The sequence below is a fragment of the Microbacterium aurantiacum genome (assembly GCF_031625015.1).
Taxonomy (GTDB): Bacteria; Actinomycetota; Actinomycetes; order Actinomycetales; family Microbacteriaceae; genus Microbacterium; species Microbacterium aurantiacum.
Map to the genome: position 1 here is coordinate 349,100 of NZ_JAHWXH010000002.1, position 17,541 is coordinate 366,640.

The window sequence follows — 17,541 nt, forward strand, 5'->3', positions numbered from 1 at the left end:
CGCCTCACTGACGCGGGGAGCTCGGTCCGACGCCCGATCAGCTCTGCAGAGCAGATCGGGCGTCGTCGTATTCGCGCCGCACAGCCGGCGAGAGTCGCACGGCGATCTCTTCGCCGATCGTGTCGAGGGCCTCGGCGAGATCCGTCGACGTCGGGTCGCCCTGCGAGCCGGTGCCGTAGATGACGACGTCATCCCCTGGGCCCATTCCCGGCCACCCCTCTACGCGGGACTGCTCCCCCACGGCCAGAAGGCGCCGCGCGCCTCCCGGGGTCGCTACATCCGCCCGGCCGGCGAGAGGCGACGGCAGTCCGTCGAAGACGCCGATGTCGATGATCGCGTCGTTCCCCTCGACGGCGATCACGGAGGCCGTGAGCGTGCCGATCGGTGTCAGACCCAGGTCGGCCGCGGAGGGCCCGCCCGCGGGTGCGATGCCGTAGCAGAAGGCGCCCACGCGCGTCATCTCGTAGCGGAACTCCGGCCTCGTGGTGCCGGCCGCGCTGGCCGCGAGGTGTCGAAGGGCGGGCGTGAGGCCGGCCGCCCGCGCAACCTCGACGGCGTGATCGAATGCCGCCCGTGCGGCGTCGTCTTCGTCGTCGGAAGCCTCGGCGATGTGACTCCAGATGCCGACGACCTCGATGAGCCCTGCATCCTGAAGGGAACGCGCGCGCCCGACGGCGTCGGCCCACTCTTCCGGGCGGATGCCGTTGCGGTGCAGGCCGGTGTCGATCTTGAGGTGGACGCGGGCTCGCTGGGATCGGGCGGCGGAGACCGCCGCGACATCCTCGAGGACGTCTGCATCTCCGACGCCGACGTCGGCGTCCAGCGTGAGAGCGTCACCGATCTCCCGTCGGCCGGGTACCAGCCAGACGAAGATGCGAGGACCGTCCCCGGCGGCGCGTCGGACCGCTGCGGCGGTGGCGACATCGAACGCGCCGAACCAGGACACGCCGAGCGCCAGCGCGCGCGGCACGACGCGGGAGATCCCATGCCCGTATGCGTCGTTCTTTACGACGAGCATGAGCTCCGCGGGAGCCAGGCGCGTCTGGACGCGGCGGATGTTGGTGTCCAGCGCGTGGAGGTCGACGATGAGGCGCGCGGTCATTCGATGATCCTCCGGGCGTGGGCGCCCACCGCGGCGGTCAGCTCTGCGACGTCCATACCGGTCACCCGGCTCCACTCCCTCAGGGATGGGTGTCCCTCGGTCTCGTCTCCGAAGAACCACACGGTTTCGCCGCGCGTGACGGCGGCGTCGCCGATGTCGACCACGCAGACGTCCATTGCCACACGCCCGAGGATGGGGCACGCCCGTCCCGCGATGCTCACCTCCGCAACGCCGCCGAGCGCGCGGACGAGTCCCTGTCCGTAGCCCCCGGAGACGAGTGCGATCCGGGTGTCCTCGGGCGCCCGGTACCGGTACCCGTAGGACACGCCCTCGCCACGTCGCAGGGTCTTGGTGCCGAGGACGGTACCGCTCATCCGCATCACGGGCGTCGTGGTGCCCGTGAGTCCGTACAGTCGCCGGGCATCCACGAGATCATCCTCGCGCTCGCGTGCGTCGACGACGCGGATGCCGAGCTCGGCGAGGTCGGCGACGGTAGCGGGGTCGGCGCGCACCGCCTGCAGTCCCAGGGGACGCAACGCGGTCGAGACCGACGCGGCACCGTGTCCCCACGCATCCCACCGAAGATCCAGAACAGCGTCGGCGAGGGGCGCTCGCCGGACGTTGTCGCGGAGCGCGTCGATCCGGATCCGTGCGACGGGGCTCATCGGCGCAGCGCAGGCCCCATGGCGCGCTCGTGTCGAGGGCGCGATCCTTCACGGATACCGGTGGCGCTGACCCTCGTCTCGTACAGGCCGGGAGTCCAGTTGCCCTCGATCAGGACGGGGCCGTCCGGGCCCACGGCGACATCCCACCCCACGTACGGAACCGCGGGGATCTGTCGGGCGGCGCGATCGACGAGGTCGAGCACCTGATCCCAGAGCGGGACGGCGAAGTCCACGATCGACATGTGCGAGTCGGGGTGCTCGACGTAACGGCTCTTGTGCTTGCCAGTGTGACCGGGGCCGACCGAATGGCCGTCGTCGTCGAGCATCGTGAAGAACCCGCCCCAGGTGAACTGGTCGCTGACGGCCCCGCGGCCGAACTTCTGCACCATCACGAGTGGGTGGACCCGCTCACCGTCGAAGTAGGTCGTGATCCGCGTCGTGTTGACCGTCCCGGCGCAGTAGGAGGACAGGTACGGATGCTGCACGATCGGCTGCTCGATGAGGATCTGCCCCTTCTCGACCAGCTCCGAGCGGAAGGCATCCCAGTCCTCGACCTCGGCGGTGTCGTATCGGAACACGCCCTTGCCCTCGCGGCTGACCGGGACTTTCGCGATGATCACCGGGTGCCGCTGCGCGAACTCGCGCAGGCCGGCGGCATCCGTCTCCTCCAGGGCGAGCCACTCGCGTCCGAGGAACGACTCGAATGCGCGGTTGAAGCGGATCTTGTCCTCCAGCGTCTTCGCGACCTCGCGGTCGTTCAGGGCGTTGGCCAGGTGGTGCTGCAGGAGCGAGGTCATGAACGTCGCGCGCTCGCGTCGGTTGAGGAGCGCGAAGTCGGCCTCGTAATAGTCGATGTACGCGGTGTCGCGGAAAGCCGCAGACCACAGCATGTCGACGAACACGGGCACCGCCCACCGACCCTGCTCTCGAGAGATCTGCCGCGCGAAGCCCCACACGCGACTCGGACGGAACGCGGTGGCGCGCTTGAAGAGGTAGCCCGCGCGGGCTTTCAGCGAGATGTCCATAGAAGGTCTGATTATACGAGGGTGCGGCCGATCGTCCTCCGAAGACGGCGGAGGGCGCTGTGTTAGCGTGAGGAGGTGTCACAGGTCTCCCTGCGCGTGCGCTATCTGCTCCAGCGGGCTCGGCGCCTGAACCTCGGAAACGTGACGGAGTTCGCACGTCAGTCGCAGCGCGTGTCGCGGGCACCGCTACCCGTGATCGTCGCCGACATGCTCTGGTGCTCGGTGCGCTATGAGATGGGTTTCCGCGACTACGCGGTGTGGGATGTCCGCACACTGAACCGCCGGGAACGCGCGACGTGGATGACCCATCCCAAGGCCATCCGGCTGAACAACACCCTCAACGGACCGGACTCCGCCGCCTTGCTCGGTGACAAGCCGCGGTTCTACCGCGACTTCGCCGACATGGTCGGTCGGGAGTGGATCGATGTGGAGGATGCCACGGTCGAGGACGTCTCGACGTTCCTCGAGCGGCATCCCCGAGTCCTCGTCAAGCCCGCCCGCGGCGAGGGTGGACGAGGTATCTCTGCGTTCGACGCGTCCGAGATCACGGATGTCGCCGCCTGGCGAGCGCGGTTGATCGACGAGGGCGGCACGCTCGTCGAAGAGATCCTGCCTCAGCACGAGCGCCTGTCCGAGCTCTACGGCGGGAGCGTGAACACGCTGCGGATCATCACGTACCGCGCACCCGATGACACCTTCCACGTCATCGCCTCGGTGCTGCGCATCGGGAACGGCGGCGTCGTCGACAACTTCGCCGGTGGTGGAATGTTCACGATGCTGGACGACCAGGGCGTGGCCCGGTGGGCGGGCGTGGACAAGAACTCCCAGGTCTTCGAGCGGCACCCGGTGACCGGGGTGGAGATCGCCGGCTTCGCCGTGCCCTTCTACGCCGAGGCGCTCGCGATGGTCGAGCAGGCCGCTCGGCGCCTGCCGTCCGTGCCGTATGTCGGATGGGACGTCGCCATCACACCGTCCGGTCCCGCGCTCATCGAGGCGAACCACAATTCCAGCGTCTTCCAGATGAAGCCGAGTGTCTCGGGGATCCGCACCGGCCTGCTCTCGCGCTACCGCGATGCGGTCGGCGCCGGCGTCCTGGACCGACGGGGCTGACTCAGCGGGAGAACCGCGACCGCACCATGCCGATCGCCGTCGCGAGCTCGGGGGTGCGGAGGACGGCGAGGATGCCGAGATAGACCAGCGCGCTCACCGCGCAGATGAGGAAGGTCCCCGCCGCCGCGGCGAAGACGTTCGCAAGCATCCATCCTGTCGCGCCTCCGGACCACACGTAGACGCCGAACCCCAGCGCGCCGGCGGGGACCGCGGCGAGCACGAAGCGCACGAGCGCCAGGGTCGGACGGCGGAGTCCGAGCGGCCCGAGCTTCCTGCGAAGCAGCCAGATGGCCAGCAGGAGCTCGATGATCCCGCAGAGGGTCTGCACCGCCGCGACCGACGCCGTCAGGTGCTCGCGCGGCACGGTGGCGACCGCGGTGATCGTCAGCGCGACGACGAGGATTCCCTGGGCGAGGGTGAAGAAGAACGGCGTGCGCGTGTCGCCGTAGGCGTAGAACGTGCGCTGGATGATGAACAGGACGGCCATGGGGATGAGGCCGAACAGGAAGGCGACGAGCACGGGTGCGGCGAGGAGGGCGTCGGCGGCGGCGTTGGTGAAGATCCGCGACGCCGGCACGGCCGCGGCGATGAGGGCGGCGGCGGCGATCACGACGAAGAGCCCGAGGGTGCGGATGGCTGCGGAGATGTCCTCCCGGAGGGCGACGTCGCGCTGGGCGGCGGCGTGCTCGGCGATCCGGGTGAAGTAGGGCGTTCCGATCGACAGGACGATCAGGGCGTACGGCACCATGTACACCAGCCAGGCGTTCCCCCAGACGGTGACCGAGACGTTGTCGCCGGAGGCCTCGGACATCGCCCGCACCTGGACGATCCCGGCGAAGAGGGTCACCAGGACCATGCCGAAGGTCCAGGAGGCGAGGGCCCCCATGCCTCCGAATCCGACGCCGCGCCAGCGGAAGTCGGGCTTCAGCGGGATGCCGGATCGGCGCCAGACGATCGCGAGGACGACGGCCTGCACCACGATCCCCAGCGTCGCCGTCCCGCCGATCAGCGCGACCGCGGTGGGGGTCCACCCGACCAGATCGCTCCGATCGCTGCCGAAGACGACGATGAAGGCACCGAAGCCGATGATCGACACGATGTTGTTCAGCACCGGTGCCCACGCGTATGGCGCGAAGATGCGCCGTGCGTTCAAGCTCTCCCCCATGAGCGCGAACATGCCGTAGAAGAAGATCTGCGGGAGGCACCAGTAGGCGAATGCGGTGGAGAGCGCGCGCTGCTCGTCGGAGAAGCCGTTCGCGAGCACCCAGATGAGCCACGGCGCGAGCAGCATCGACACGACCGTCGCGAGCATCAGGATGCTCGCCCCGGCCGTGAGGAGCTTCGGCAGGAACACGCGGCCGCCGTCCGCCTGGGCGCTCACCGCGACCACCCGGGGGACGATCACACCGGTCAACAGGCCCGTGGAGATGAGCGTGAGCACGGTGTTCGGCAGCTGGTTGGCGACGTAGAAGGCGTCACCGGCCGCGTACACGCCGATGGCGCTGACCAGTACGACCGTGCGGACGAGTCCGGTCAGACGCGAGGCGAGCGTGCCTGCGGCGATGAGGGAGGTCGCACGTGCGAGGTTCATCGTGGAGGTGGGAGTGCGGCGATCGGGACGGTCAGGCGGTGCGGACGATACCCAGCGGCGTGGACTGGTGGCCCTGGCCGAGGGGGTTGTCCTTGAGGATCGCCAGCAGGCGACGCTCGGTCGCTTTGTCCACGGTCGAGCCGAGGATGTTCCCGCCGAGGTCGTTGATGTCGACGACGGCGACCTCGCAGACGGATCCGAGAAGCGCCTTGAGGCGCTGCGCCACTTCGCGGGGCCGTTCGGGGCCGAGGACCACGGCCTTGTTGTAGGGCGGGATGGTGCCGCTGGTGGGGCCGTCGATGGCGCGGGCCTTGTCGCCGGCGATCCGGTAGAAGTCGCCCTTCCGCCCGAACGCCTTCGTCACTGCGGAGACGGCGGCGGCGAGGAGGATGCGGGGAGTCCCGCACTCGCGCAGCGCCATTTCCATCGTCTCGGGCATACCGAGACCGATGCCGTAGGGCGTGCGGGTGACGTACTTGGACAGGAAAAGCGCGAGACGGCGCGGCTGGATCTCCTCGACGAGGTAGGACCGCCCCTGCGTGATCGCGACGATCTTCTCCGTCACGAAGAGCAGATCCCCCGCTTGCACCTGATCAGCCGCGTACTCGCGGATGAAGGCGTCCAGATCATCACCCGGCATCACGACCCGTGTGCGGATCGGGATGCGCGAGAAGGACGCGCCCTCGAGCGCGACCGTCAGCGCCTTGCCGTCGTTCGCCTCGCTCACTCGAGGTAATCCCGCAACGACTGCGACCGTGACGGATGCCGGAGCTTGGCCATGGTCTTCGACTCGATCTGGCGGATCCGCTCGCGGGTGACCCCGAACGTGTCGCCGATCTGGTCGAGGGTCTTGGGCTGACCGTCTCCGAGGCCGAAGCGCATGCGGATCACGCCCGCCTCGCGCTCCGACAGGGAGTCGAGCAGCGACTCGAGCTGGCGCTGGAGCATCGTGAATCCGACGGCATCGGCCGGGACCACCGCCTCGGTGTCCTCGATGAGGTCACCGAACTCGCTGTCGCCGTCCTCGCCGAGGGGGGTGTGCAGCGAGATCGGCTCACGGCCGTACTTCTGCACCTCGATGACCTTCTCGGGGGTCATGTCCAGCTCGCGGGAGAGTTCTTCCGGGGTGGGCTCACGACCCAGGTCCTGGAGCATCTGGCGCTGGACGCGGGCCAGCTTGTTGATGACCTCGACCATGTGGACGGGGATGCGGATCGTCCGCGCCTGGTCCGCCATCGCCCGGGTGATCGCCTGCCGGATCCACCACGTCGCGTAGGTCGAGAACTTGAACCCCTTGGTGTAGTCGAACTTCTCGACGGCACGGATGAGGCCCAGGTTGCCTTCCTGGATCAGATCGAGGAACTGCATGCCACGGCCGGTGTAGCGCTTGGCGAGCGACACGACCAAGCGGAGGTTCGCGCCGAGCAGGTGGCTCTTGGCGCGCTGGCCGTCACGGGCCACCCACTGCAGGTCGAGTCCGAGCTGCGACGACTTCTCGGCCGCCGACATCTGCGACAGCTTCTCCTCGGCGAACAGGCCCGCCTCGATGCGCATCGCAAGCTCGACCTCTTCGGCCGCGTTGAGCAGAGGCACCTTGCCGATCTGCTTCAGATAGTCCTTGACCGGGTCCGCGGTGGCGCCGGTGATCTGCGTCGAGTAGACGGGGATGTCGTCCTCATCGCTGGTCGAGATGACGATGGCCCCGGTGGGCAGAGGTTCGGCGGCGGCGGGCTTGGTGTTGCTCTCGTCGTCGTCGTCACCGTCGGACTTCTTCTTCGCCGCAGTGTCGTCCGAGGCGTCGTCGTCGGAGCTGTCGTCGTCGGCGTCGATCTCGACGTCATCGTCGACCTCGTCGTCCTCTTCCGGCTCTTCCGCCGCGGCCGCCTTCTTCGGCGCCGCCTTCTTCTTGGTCGCCGTGGACGCGGCACGCTTCTTGGGCGACGCCTTCGGGGTCGTCGTCACCTTCTCGGCCTCGTCCAGCTCCGTGTCCGTCGCTGCGGTCGGGGCCGCTGTGGTCTTCGTCCCTGAGGTCACGTTTCGCCTTTCACCGGAGCGCGTCGGGCGATGCCCTCCGGGAGATTTCGGACACTAGTAAGACCCTTGTCAAGTCCCCGAGATGTGAAGGACGGGCCTGCACGCGGGGTGACAATGGGTCGAGAACTCCAATTGTCTCATACTCACCGCGCGCATCCGCACGAAGCGGCTGGCGGGGCGCTCTTCTCCCAACGCCTCGGCGCGGACCGGCATTCCCCGGCGTCAGCCGCGCCTGTCGTCATCCGGCGGCCGCGTGGCGAGGAAGCGCTCCAACTCCGCGGCGAGCTCGTCCGCGCTCGGCAGATCGCCTGTGTGGATCATCGGCGTCGCCTGCGTCGCCCCGGCCATGTACGCGTCGTAGCGTTCTTCGAGCGTGTGGACCATCCGCGACAGTTCGTCGCTGCCCTCGACCTGGTCCTCGACCTTCGACAGATACTCCTTGTTCTCGTCGCGGAGGTCCTCCCCCGCGAACATCAGGCCGGTGGCGACGGTGAGGCTGTCCAGTGCCGCGAGGGCCGCCGCCGGGTAGTCGGTGTCGCCGAGGTAGTGCGGGACGAGCAGGACGAACCCCGACACGCGTGCGCCCGTCGCCGCGAACCGATACTCGAGAAGATGGCCTGCCGTCGACGGCACCTGCGTCTGCGGTTGCCAGACCGAGTGGGCTTTCGTGAGTTCGGTGCGCGTGCCGCTCACCGTCGTGCCGATCGGCCGCGTGTGGGGTACCGGCATCGGGATGGCGTGCACCCAGGTCACGGTGGACGCGCCGTACTCGTCGGCGAGGGCGACGACGGCGTCGGCGAACGCGTCCCACGCGAAGTCCGGCTCGTATCCGGCGAGGAGGAGGAAGGGCGTGCCGAGGGCGTCGTGTGCGAGCGAGAGCTCCAGTCGGGGCATCCGGAACTCCGACAGGTGATCGCGGTCGAACGTGATGATGGGGCGTCGCGCGCGATAGTCCAGAAGCACGTCGTTGGTGAACTGCACCATCGGCACGGGGTTCGCCTCGTCTCGGAAGTACTGCACCAGACGGCTCACCGCATTGCCGGCGTCCGTGAAGCCGGTGAGGGCGATCACGAGAGGGATCCCGCGGGGGACGGGCGGGGCGGAGGCCGATCGCTCGTACAGGGGTGCGTTCAACGGCATGGCTCCATGCTACGAGCCGACGTGCGCCCGAGGGGCTGTCGGCCTGCCGCTGAGGGCGAACACGTCGGGGTACCTAGGATGGAGCGCATGTCGTTTCCCGTCGTCGCGCACCGATCCACTCCCGTTCGAGACACGGACGCCGATGCGGTCCTTCTCCTCCTGCCGCCGTCGTCGAGCTGGACCCCGGACGCCGATCAGTGGCCCGGTCTGTCCGACGCCCTCGAGGCGGTCGGGTTCACCGGCGCGAAGGGCGCGTTCCAGCGCGTGTACGTGCCGACGCTCGGTCCCCTCCCCGTCGCCGTCGTCGGAACCGGGCCCGCACCGGGGGCGTCCGCGCTGAGGGAGGCGGCGGGCAGCGGCATCCGTCAGCTCGTCGGTTTCGCGCACGTCGCCGTGCACGCCCCGGCCGCCGCCCCGGAGATCTGGCCGGCGATCGCCGAAGGGGCGGGGCTCGGCGGCTACCGATTCGACGGCTACAAGAGCGAGGCGCCGAAGCCCCGCGCGTCTCGCGTCAGCGTCCACACGTCCGCACCCGAGGACGCCGCGGCCCTCGCCCGCGCCGAGGCTCTCGCCGGAGCGGTGGCCGTGGTCAAGGACCTCGTCTCGATCCCCGCCGACCGTCTCGGACCGGCCGATGTCGCCGAGCGGTCGGGCGATCTGCTCCAGGGGCTCGACGTGACCGTCGACGTGCTCGACGAGGTCGCCCTCGAGGACGGTGGATACGGCGGAATCCTGGGTGTGGGCCGAGGCTCGGACCGTCCCCCCCGACTCGTGCGGGTCGACTACGCGCCCGCGGACGCGACGCGCCACGTCGCCGTCGTCGGAAAGGGCATCACGTTCGACACCGGCGGTCTCTCGTTGAAACCCCCCGCCTCGATGGTGGGGATGAAGTACGACATGTGCGGCGCCGCCACCGCGCTGGCCGTGGTGCGTGCGGCGGCCCAGCTTCAGCTGCCGGTGCGGGTGAGTGCGTGGCTGTGTCTGGCGGAGAACATGCCGTCCGGGCGCGCGACACGGCCCGGCGACGTCTTGCGCATGCTCGACGGCACGACCGTCGAGGTCCTCAACACGGATGCCGAGGGACGCCTCGTGCTCGCGGACGGGCTCGTCGCAGCCAGCCGTGAGCACCCCGACCTCCTCGTCGACGTGGCCACCCTCACTGGTGCGATCACGATCGCGCTGGGCAATCGCCACATCGGGGTCATGGGCGAGGATGACGCGGTCGCGTCGTTCCTCGACGCGGCCGCCGATGAAGGTGAGCCCGCGTGGGCACTCCCCCTGCCCGATCACATGGTCGAGGAGCTCGACTCCCCGATCGCCGACCTCCAGAACGCCAAGGTCGGCGACCCCGCCGGCGGATCGCTCTTCGCGGGACTGTTCCTCCGTCACTTCGTCGGAACCGTCGGCGAGGGCGACGAGTCGCGTCGGATCCCGTGGGTGCACCTCGACATCGCGGGCGTCGGCATGCACAAGGGCGGCGGCCACGGCTTCACCGACAAGGGCGCCACCGGGGCGAGCGTGCGCAGCATCATCCGGCTGATCGAAGCGGAGGCCGCCCGATGAGCGAGCACGTCTTCGACGCGGTCGTGCTCGGCGGTGGCAGCGGAGGCTACGCCGCCGCGATCCGGCTGTCCGAGCTCGGACGCTCCGTCGCCCTCATCGAGAAGGACAAGGTCGGGGGGACGTGCCTGCACCGCGGGTGCGTCCCGACCAAGGCGCTGCTGCACGTCGCGGAGGTCGCCGACGTCGCGCGGGATGCGGCATCCGTCGGCGTCATCGCCGAGGTGCAGGGTCTCGACCCCGACCGGATGCGTGCCTATCGGGAAGGGATCGTCGCCAAGAAGTATCAGGGTCTGCAGGGCCTGCTGTCGGCGCGCGGAATCACGGTCGTCGCGGGCGAGGGAACGCTCGTCTCCGGTCCGGCGGTCGCGGTCGGAGACGACATCTACCGCGGGACCGATGTCATCGTCGCGACCGGCTCGTACTCGCGCACGCTTCCCGGTGTCGAGGTCGGGGGACGGATCCTCACGAGCGAGACCGCGCTCGAGCTTCCGGAAGTGCCGCGTCGCGTGATCGTCCTCGGTGGCGGCGTCATCGGTGTCGAGTTCGCCTCGCTGTGGCGCTCCCTCGGCGTCGAGGTCGTCATCGTGGAGGCGCTGGACCACCTCGTCCCCAACGAGGATCCCGCCCTCAGGAAGGGTCTGGAGCGTGCATTCCGCAAGCGCGGGATCGTGTCGCATCTCGGCGTGCGCGTCGCGGGCGTAGACGCCTCGCCCGATGAGGTCTCGGTGCGCCTCGAGAACGGGACGTCGCTCACCGCCGACTACCTCCTCGTCGCAGTCGGTCGCGGGCCCGCCACCGCCGGTCTGGGGCTGGAGGAGGCCGGGGTCGCCCTCGACCGCGGCTTCGTCGTCACCGACGATCGCCTGCGGACGGATGCCGCGCACGTCTGGGCCGTCGGAGACATCGTCCCCGGGCTCCAGCTCGCGCACCGCTCCTTCCAGCAGGGCGTCTTCGTCGCCGAGGAGATCGCGGGCCTCGATCCCGTCATCGTCCCCGAGACGCAGATCCCCCGCGTGACCTACTCCCACCCCGAGATCGCCTCCGTCGGCCTCACCGAGGCGCAGGCGGTCGACGCGCACGGACGAGACCGCGTCGCCGCGTACGAGTACAACCTCGCGGGGAACGCCAAGAGCGAGATCATCGGCACAGCCGGCGTCGCGAAGGTCGTCCGGATGGTGGACGGGCCGATCGTCGGTGTCCACCTCGTCGGAGACCGCGTGGGAGAGCTCATCAGCGAGGGGCAGCTCGCCGTCGGCTGGGAGGCCCACCCCGAGGACATCGCTCCGTTCGTGCACGCCCACCCCACCCAGAGCGAAGCGCTGGGCGAGGCCTTCCTCGCCCTCGCCGGAAAACCCCTGCACGCGCTCTGACCATTCCGGCGCCAACCCATCACTAAGCTAAGAACGACATCAGGAATCCTGAAGGAGACAAGCCCATGAGCACTTCCGTGGTCCTCCCCGCGCTCGGAGAGAGCGTCACCGAGGGAACGGTCACCCGCTGGCTGAAGCAGGTCGGCGACACCGTCGAGACCGACGAAGGTCTGCTCGAGATCTCGACCGACAAGGTCGACACCGAGATCCCCTCCCCCGTCAGCGGGGTCATCGAGGAGATCCTCGTCCAAGAAGACGAGACGGTGGAGGTTGGAGCCGTCCTCGCGAAGATCGGCGACGGATCCGGTGCACCTGCCGGCGACGCCGCGCCGGAATCCGCGCCCGAAGAAGCCGCCGCACCCGTTGCCGAGGCTGAGCCCGCCGAGCAGGCGCCCGCGGAGACCGCACCCGAGCCGGCCGCCGCGCCGGCCGCAGCCGGCGGCGGCAAGGAGGTCGTCCTCCCCGAACTCGGCGAGAGCGTGACCGAGGGTACCGTCACGCGCTGGCTGAAGCAGGTGGGCGACGATGTCGCCGTCGATGAGCCGCTCCTGGAGATCTCCACCGACAAGGTCGACACCGAGATCCCCTCGCCCTTCGCCGGCACGCTTCAGGAGATCCTGGTCCAGGAGGACGAGACCGTCGAGGTCGGTGCCGCGCTGGCCCGGATCGGCGACGGCACCCCCGCCGAGGCCGCGCCGCAGCCCGAACCTCAGCCCGAGGCCGCGCCGTCCGCAGAGGACGCGCCCGCGCCGGAGCCGGAGCCCGAGAAGGCGCCCGCACCCGCACAGGAGCCCGAGAAGGCGCCCGCGCCCGCTCCGGAGCCCGCCTCGGTCCAGGAGCCGGCCGCCGCCGCCTCCGCCTCCGCGCCGGCCGTGGACGACGCGGCGCCGTACGTGACGCCCCTCGTGCGTCGACTGGCGCAGCAGCAGGGCGTCGACCTCACGCAGGTCACCGGCACCGGCGTCGGCGGTCGCATCCGCAAGGAGGACGTCCTGAAGGCTGCCGAGGCCCCCGCGGCGTCGGCGCCCGAGGCGGCTGCCACACCGGCCCGTCGCGAGCCCGTCGTCTCCGAACTGCGCGGGACGACGCAGCCCATGTCGCGACTGCGGAAGGTCATCGCCGAGCGTGCCGTGGCCTCGATGCAGGCGACGGCTCAGCTGACCACCGTGGTCGAGGTCGATGTGACGCGCCTGTCGGCGTTCCGCGACGCGGTCAAGGCGGACTTCCACTCCAAGACCGGCGACAAGCTCTCCTTCCTGCCCTTCTTCGCGGTAGCCGCCGTCGAGGCGCTCCAGCAGTTCCCGATCATCAACGCCACGGTCGACGGCAACGACATCGTCTACCCGGCCACGGAGAACATCTCCATCGCCGTGGACACCGAGCGCGGGCTCCTGACGCCGGTCGTCAAGGACGCCGGTGGGAAGAACCTCGCCCAGTTCGCGCGTGAGATCGCCGACCTGGCCGCCCGGACGCGCGACAACAAGCTGAAGCCGGACGAGCTGGCCGGGGGCACGTTCACCCTCACCAACACCGGTTCACGCGGTGCCCTGTTCGACACCCCGATCGTCTTCCTGCCGCAGTCGGCGATCCTGGGCCTCGGGGCCGTGGTGAAGAAGCCGGGCGTCGTCGCGGTGGATGGGAAGGACGCGATCTCGGTCCGCTCCTACGTCTATCTCGCGCTGTCCTACGATCACCGCATCATCGACGGTGCCGACGCCGCGCGCTTCCTCGGCGCCGTCAAGGCGCGTCTCGAAGCGGCGGAGTTCGAGGCCGATCTCGGGATCTGATCCGCTCCGGATCACGGTTCGGGCTGTTGCGGGACGTCGTGGACGTCCCGCAACAGCCATTTTCCGTCTCGGAGGGCGAGGACGACCAGCTGGGCTGCGTGTCCGTCGACATCGAGACGGAGCACGGCGACCCCGCCGAGATCGTCGAGCAGAGTGATCCGACGCTCGGCCGAGGACGCGTCGACGGCCCCCGAGGGGAAGGTCGTCGACGGGTCGAGGACGATGCTCGAGAGGCACGACTGATCTCCCGCGCAGGTCAGGCGACTGTGGATCAGGGACTCGGCCGTGGACGGTATGTCCGTGGCGTCTGTGGCGTCGTCCGGGACGGGCGACGCCACAGGTGATGGCTCCTGCCGGGCATCCGCGGGAGCGTCGGACGCGACGGCATCCGTCGTGGCTGCGGGCGCGTCGCCCGAGGTCGCAGCGCCCGCGGCCGGCCACAGGAGACCCGCGGCGAGCACTCCGGCCCCGGTGACGCCGGCGAGGACGACGGGCAATCGTCGCGATCTCTGCGGCACGCGGGTTCGGCGCCAGACCTCGGTCGTCCACCGGGAGAACAGATCGGCGAGATCGGTGTCGAGGAATCGCGCCCACGACGCGAGCATCCGCGGGGACGCTTCCTCGACGGTCGCGGCGGTGTCGTGTTGCGGCCGGACGGACGTCATCGGCCGAGGCGCCGTCGCCGGGTGGGAGAGCGGCTGCGGTTCGGCGATGGCGAAGAGCCTGTCCTCGACGGCGCGGATCTCTCGGGCCGATGATCGACTCCGCTCGAGATCGGCGAACACCGGTGCCCAGAGAGGATCGGCGGCCGAGGCGCCGCTGAGCTCGAGACAGCGTCGGGTGGCGGTGCGCGCGTCCGCCTCTCCGGCGCCGTCGCCGATCGCGAGGGCGGGACGTCCGCCCGCGTCGACCCACCACGAGCCCGTCAGGCGCGCGTGATCGCCCGCCTCACGAAGTCCGCGCAGAAGGCTCAGGGCGAGGGTCACCGCCTCCCCCGCGGGCAGGCTCTCCCCCGCGGAGACGCGGTCCGACAGCATCCGGTCGAGGCGCCGGCAGACCGGCAGCAGCGCATCGTGTCCATCGGGGCGTCGGACGACGTCGAGGGGACTCAGCAGGTGGCCGTCGTCGCGTGCCGCCCAGCCCGGCCAGGCGGATCCGAGGATCTCGGCGTCGACGAGGAGCCCTCGGCCCCCGTCCTGCAGCGCGACTCCCAGGCCTGGCCAGGGTCCCTCGGTGCCCGCACCCACGCGGCGCACCGCACGGTAAGGCGAGAGGAGGCGCTCACGTGCGATGTTCACTCCCCCAGCGTGGGCCGATCCGCGGGCGACCGGTGGAGCCGGAACGTCATCTGTGGATGCGTCACGAGTGCGCGCCGGTTGTGGAGGAGGGGCGGAACGCGCCGAAAAGGTAGTCTGGATCCATGGCCGCGCGTACCACCAGCCCCGAGAAGCGTCCGGGGTTCTTCTCCCAGCTCCGCACGCTTTACACCTTCACTCAGAAGGCGTTCCCCTGGCTCCCGTTCCTTCTGATCGGCATCCTCCTGGTCGGGATCGCACTGGGTGTCGGCATCGGCTTCCTGCTCCCGCCCGTGGCGATCTGGAGCGTGATCCTCTGGGGCATCACCGGTCTGCTTCTGGGTGTCCTCGCGTCGCTCATGACCATGACGCGGCTATCGACGCGGGCGATGTACCGCCGCTTGGACGGGATGCCCGGTGCGACCGGTCACGTCATCTCCACCTCGCTCGGACGTCGGTGGCAGGCGAGCGAATTGCCCGTCGGGGTCAACCCGAAGACCCAAGATGCGGCGTACCGGGCCATCGGTCGCGGTGGAGTGGTCATCGTCGGCGAGGGCGCGCGGGGCCGCCTGACTCGGCTCGTCGCCGACGAGCGCACGAAGGTCCAGCGTGTGGCGTCTGGCGTCCCGATCACGGTGCTCTACATCGGTCACGGTGATGATGAGGTCCCCATCGGCAAGCTCGCCTCCACGATCAAGGCCCTGCCCAAGGCGGTCGACCGCGCGACGATGGCGGCGGTCATCAAGCGCGTCGAGTCCGTCTCGCAGTCGCTCACGTCTCTGCCGATCCCGAAGGGCATCGATCCGACCAAGGTGCGCGCGCAGCGTCCTCGCTGAGCCGGCGCCGCCGACCCGATCCGATCTCAGGAGCGGACGAGCACCGAACCCGCGGCCTTGTCATGGACACCACGGTGGTCGCCGTCCCAGATGACGGCGGGAATGACGAGGATCAGCAGGATCGTCCGGACGACGGGGCGCCACAGCCCCACCCAGCCGCCGTCTGATCGCCGCAGGGTGAGACCGAACAACCGGTGCCCGGGACTCCCCTGCAACGTGGGGAGGAAGACGATCTGGATCGCGCCGAAGATGATGAGGATCGCCAGCGCATCCCACCCGAAGAAGCCGGACAGCAGGTACGCGGCGCCGTAGTCGACGAAGAGGGCACCCACCCGACGGCCGAGGCCGCCGATGGATCCGCGCCCCTCGCGCGGAAGGCCGAGGCGTTCGCCGGGATACGGTTCGGACGATGGGGTCACCACTCCAGCGTATCCAGGCCTCTGTAACATGGCCGAAACATAGGTGTCACTGCCGGGCAATCCCCTGTCGATACCGTTCCACCATCCCGCATCGCGGGTGGCAATTCCCGATGCCCTATCTCTGGAGCCTTCATGTTCAAAGATTCATCCGAGGTGCTCAAGTACATCAAGGACGAGGACGTCAAGTTCCTCGACATCCGATTCACGGATCTTCCCGGTGTGCAGCAGCACTTCAACATCCCGGCCTCCACCGTCGATGAGGACTTCTTCACGGTGGGGCAGCTGTTCGACGGCTCCTCGATCCGTGGTTTCGCAAACATCCACGAGTCGGACATGCAGCTGATCCCGGATGTCTCCACTGCGTACCTCGACCCGTTCCGCGAGGCGAAGACCCTGATCATGGTCTTCGACATCTACAACCCGCGCACCGGTGAGATCTACGCCAAGGACCCCCGTCAGGTCGCCAAGAAGGCAGAGAAGTACCTCGCGTCGACCGGCATCGCCGACACCGCGTTCTTCGCTCCCGAGGCCGAGTTCTACATCTTCGACGACGTCCGCTACGAGGTGAAGCAGAACTCTGCGTTCTTCTCCGTCGACTCCGAAGAGGGCGCCTGGAACACCGGTCGCGTGGAAGAGGGCGGAAACCTCTCCAACAAGACCCCCTACAAGGGCGGGTACTTCCCCGTCAGCCCGGTCGACAAGACCGCCGATCTCCGCGACGACATCAGCCTCCGCCTCATCGAGTCGGGACTGCACCTCGAGCGTGCACACCACGAGGTGGGTACCGGTGGTCAGCAGGAGATCAACTACCGCTTCGACACGATGGTGCACGCCGCGGACGACATCCTGAAGTTCAAGTACATCGTCAAGAACGTCGCCAACGAGTGGGGCAAGGTCGCCACCTTCATGCCGAAGCCGCTCTTCGGCGACAACGGCTCGGGCATGCACACGCACCAGTCGCTGTGGCTCGAGGGCAAGCCTCTCTTCTACGACGAGGCGGGCTACGGCGGACTCTCCGACCTGGCACGCTGGTACATCGGCGGTCTGCTCGCGCACGCCCCCGCGGTCCTGGCCTTCACCAACCCGACGCTGAACTCCTACAAGCGTCTGGTCAAGGGCTACGAGGCTCCGGTCAACCTGGTCTACTCGGCCGGCAACCGCTCCGCCGCCATCCGCATCCCGATCACCGGCTCCAACCCGAAGGCCAAGCGCATCGAATTCCGTGCGCCCGACGCTTCCGGCAATCCCTACCTCGCGTTCGCTGCGCAGATGATGGCCGGTCTCGACGGGATCATCAACCGCATCGAGCCGCACGAGCCGGTCGACAAGGACCTGTACGAGCTTCCCCCCGAGGAGGCCAAGAACATCCCGCAGGTCCCGAACTCGCTGCTCGACTCGCTGGAGGCGCTGCGAGCCGACCACGAGTTCCTCACGCGCGGCAACGTGTTCACGCCCGAGCTGATCGAGACGTGGATCGAGTACAAGATCGAGAACGAGATCCAGCCGATCAACGCCCGTCCGCACCCCTTTGAGTACGAGCTGTACTTCGGGGTCTGACCTCGGACAGCGGAAACGGCCTCGGCGCAACGCCGGGGCCGTTTCCC

General features: G+C 69.1%; 15 protein-coding genes. 6 read left to right on the plus strand and 9 right to left on the minus strand.

Features of this window, described 5'->3' with window-relative positions:
• Positions 1–37 precede the first annotated feature (37 nt).
• Genes KZC50_RS11295 through KZC50_RS11305 form a run of 3 tightly spaced genes read right to left on the minus strand, consistent with a single transcriptional unit; the run spans position 38 to position 2,792 of the window.
• On the minus strand, positions 38–1,102 hold the full coding sequence (locus KZC50_RS11295) for an alanine racemase (protein ID WP_310891746.1): 1,065 nt from the start codon (positions 1,100–1,102) through the stop codon (positions 38–40).
• Complete coding sequence (locus tag KZC50_RS11300; protein WP_310891747.1) at positions 1,099–1,767, minus strand: alanine racemase C-terminal domain-containing protein; 669 nt, start codon at positions 1,765–1,767, stop codon at positions 1,099–1,101. Before KZC50_RS11300 ends, KZC50_RS11295 begins: the two co-directional genes overlap by 4 nt.
• Positions 1,764–2,792 carry a sugar-transfer associated ATP-grasp domain-containing protein gene (locus KZC50_RS11305; protein WP_301132260.1) on the minus strand — a complete coding sequence of 343 codons (1,029 nt, stop codon included), beginning with the start codon at positions 2,790–2,792 and terminating at the stop codon, positions 1,764–1,766. The genes KZC50_RS11300 and KZC50_RS11305 overlap by 4 nt, the downstream gene beginning before the upstream one ends.
• 75 nt (positions 2,793–2,867) lie before the next feature.
• Between KZC50_RS11305 and KZC50_RS11310 the strand changes: the two genes are divergently transcribed.
• Positions 2,868–3,902 carry a sugar-transfer associated ATP-grasp domain-containing protein gene (locus tag KZC50_RS11310; protein ID WP_053548671.1) on the plus strand — a complete coding sequence of 345 codons (1,035 nt, stop codon included), beginning with the start codon at positions 2,868–2,870 and terminating at the stop codon, positions 3,900–3,902.
• A 1-nt stretch (position 3,903) separates the two neighbouring features.
• On the opposite strand, the gene murJ is transcribed toward KZC50_RS11310, so the two are convergent.
• From murJ to KZC50_RS11330, 4 genes are all read right to left on the minus strand, one after another.
• Positions 3,904–5,493, minus strand: coding sequence for a murein biosynthesis integral membrane protein MurJ (murJ, locus tag KZC50_RS11315; protein ID WP_301132258.1), 1,590 nt, complete (start codon positions 5,491–5,493; stop codon positions 3,904–3,906).
• A 31-nt stretch (positions 5,494–5,524) separates the two neighbouring features.
• Positions 5,525–6,220, minus strand: a complete 696-nt coding sequence (locus KZC50_RS11320; RefSeq protein WP_301132257.1) for a coenzyme F420-0:L-glutamate ligase — start codon at positions 6,218–6,220, stop codon at positions 5,525–5,527.
• Positions 6,217–7,527, minus strand: coding sequence for an RNA polymerase sigma factor (locus tag KZC50_RS11325; protein ID WP_372461360.1), 1,311 nt, complete (start codon positions 7,525–7,527; stop codon positions 6,217–6,219). The genes KZC50_RS11320 and KZC50_RS11325 overlap by 4 nt, the downstream gene beginning before the upstream one ends.
• 222 nt (positions 7,528–7,749) lie before the next feature.
• Positions 7,750–8,667, minus strand: coding sequence for a proteasome assembly chaperone family protein (locus KZC50_RS11330; protein WP_310891748.1), 918 nt, complete (start codon positions 8,665–8,667; stop codon positions 7,750–7,752).
• An 87-nt stretch (positions 8,668–8,754) separates the two neighbouring features.
• Here KZC50_RS11330 and KZC50_RS11335 point away from each other — a divergent pair, with 87 nt between their 5' ends.
• The 3 genes from KZC50_RS11335 (at position 8,755) to sucB (ending at position 13,387) form a co-directional block, all read left to right on the plus strand.
• Positions 8,755–10,230 (plus strand): leucyl aminopeptidase, encoded by a 1,476-nt coding sequence (locus tag KZC50_RS11335; protein ID WP_310891749.1) that lies wholly within the window; start codon positions 8,755–8,757, stop codon positions 10,228–10,230.
• Positions 10,227–11,600 carry a dihydrolipoyl dehydrogenase gene (gene lpdA, locus KZC50_RS11340; protein ID WP_301132254.1) on the plus strand — a complete coding sequence of 458 codons (1,374 nt, stop codon included), beginning with the start codon at positions 10,227–10,229 and terminating at the stop codon, positions 11,598–11,600. The genes KZC50_RS11335 and lpdA overlap by 4 nt, the downstream gene beginning before the upstream one ends.
• 65 nt (positions 11,601–11,665) lie before the next feature.
• Positions 11,666–13,387 (plus strand): 2-oxoglutarate dehydrogenase, E2 component, dihydrolipoamide succinyltransferase, encoded by a 1,722-nt coding sequence (gene sucB / locus KZC50_RS11345; protein ID WP_310891750.1) that lies wholly within the window; start codon positions 11,666–11,668, stop codon positions 13,385–13,387.
• Between the two features lie 11 nt (positions 13,388–13,398).
• Here the strand turns inward: sucB and KZC50_RS11350 are convergent, their stop codons facing one another.
• Positions 13,399–14,685: a hypothetical protein gene (locus KZC50_RS11350; protein ID WP_310891751.1), complete on the minus strand. Its 1,287-nt coding sequence runs from the start codon at positions 14,683–14,685 to the stop codon at positions 13,399–13,401.
• Between the two features lie 122 nt (positions 14,686–14,807).
• On the opposite strand from KZC50_RS11350, the gene KZC50_RS11355 reads away from it, so the two are divergent.
• Positions 14,808–15,518: a DUF4191 domain-containing protein gene (locus KZC50_RS11355; RefSeq protein WP_310891752.1), complete on the plus strand. Its 711-nt coding sequence runs from the start codon at positions 14,808–14,810 to the stop codon at positions 15,516–15,518.
• Positions 15,519–15,544: 26 nt separating this feature from the next.
• On the opposite strand, the gene KZC50_RS11360 is transcribed toward KZC50_RS11355, so the two are convergent.
• Positions 15,545–15,967: an RDD family protein gene (locus tag KZC50_RS11360; protein ID WP_375294598.1), complete on the minus strand. Its 423-nt coding sequence runs from the start codon at positions 15,965–15,967 to the stop codon at positions 15,545–15,547.
• Between the two features lie 102 nt (positions 15,968–16,069).
• On the opposite strand from KZC50_RS11360, the gene glnA reads away from it, so the two are divergent.
• The gene (gene glnA, locus KZC50_RS11365) at positions 16,070–17,494 is read left to right on the plus strand and encodes a type I glutamate--ammonia ligase (protein WP_310891754.1); all 1,425 of its coding nucleotides are present in this window, start codon (positions 16,070–16,072) and stop codon (positions 17,492–17,494) included.
• The last annotated feature ends 47 nt before the right edge of the window (positions 17,495–17,541 follow it).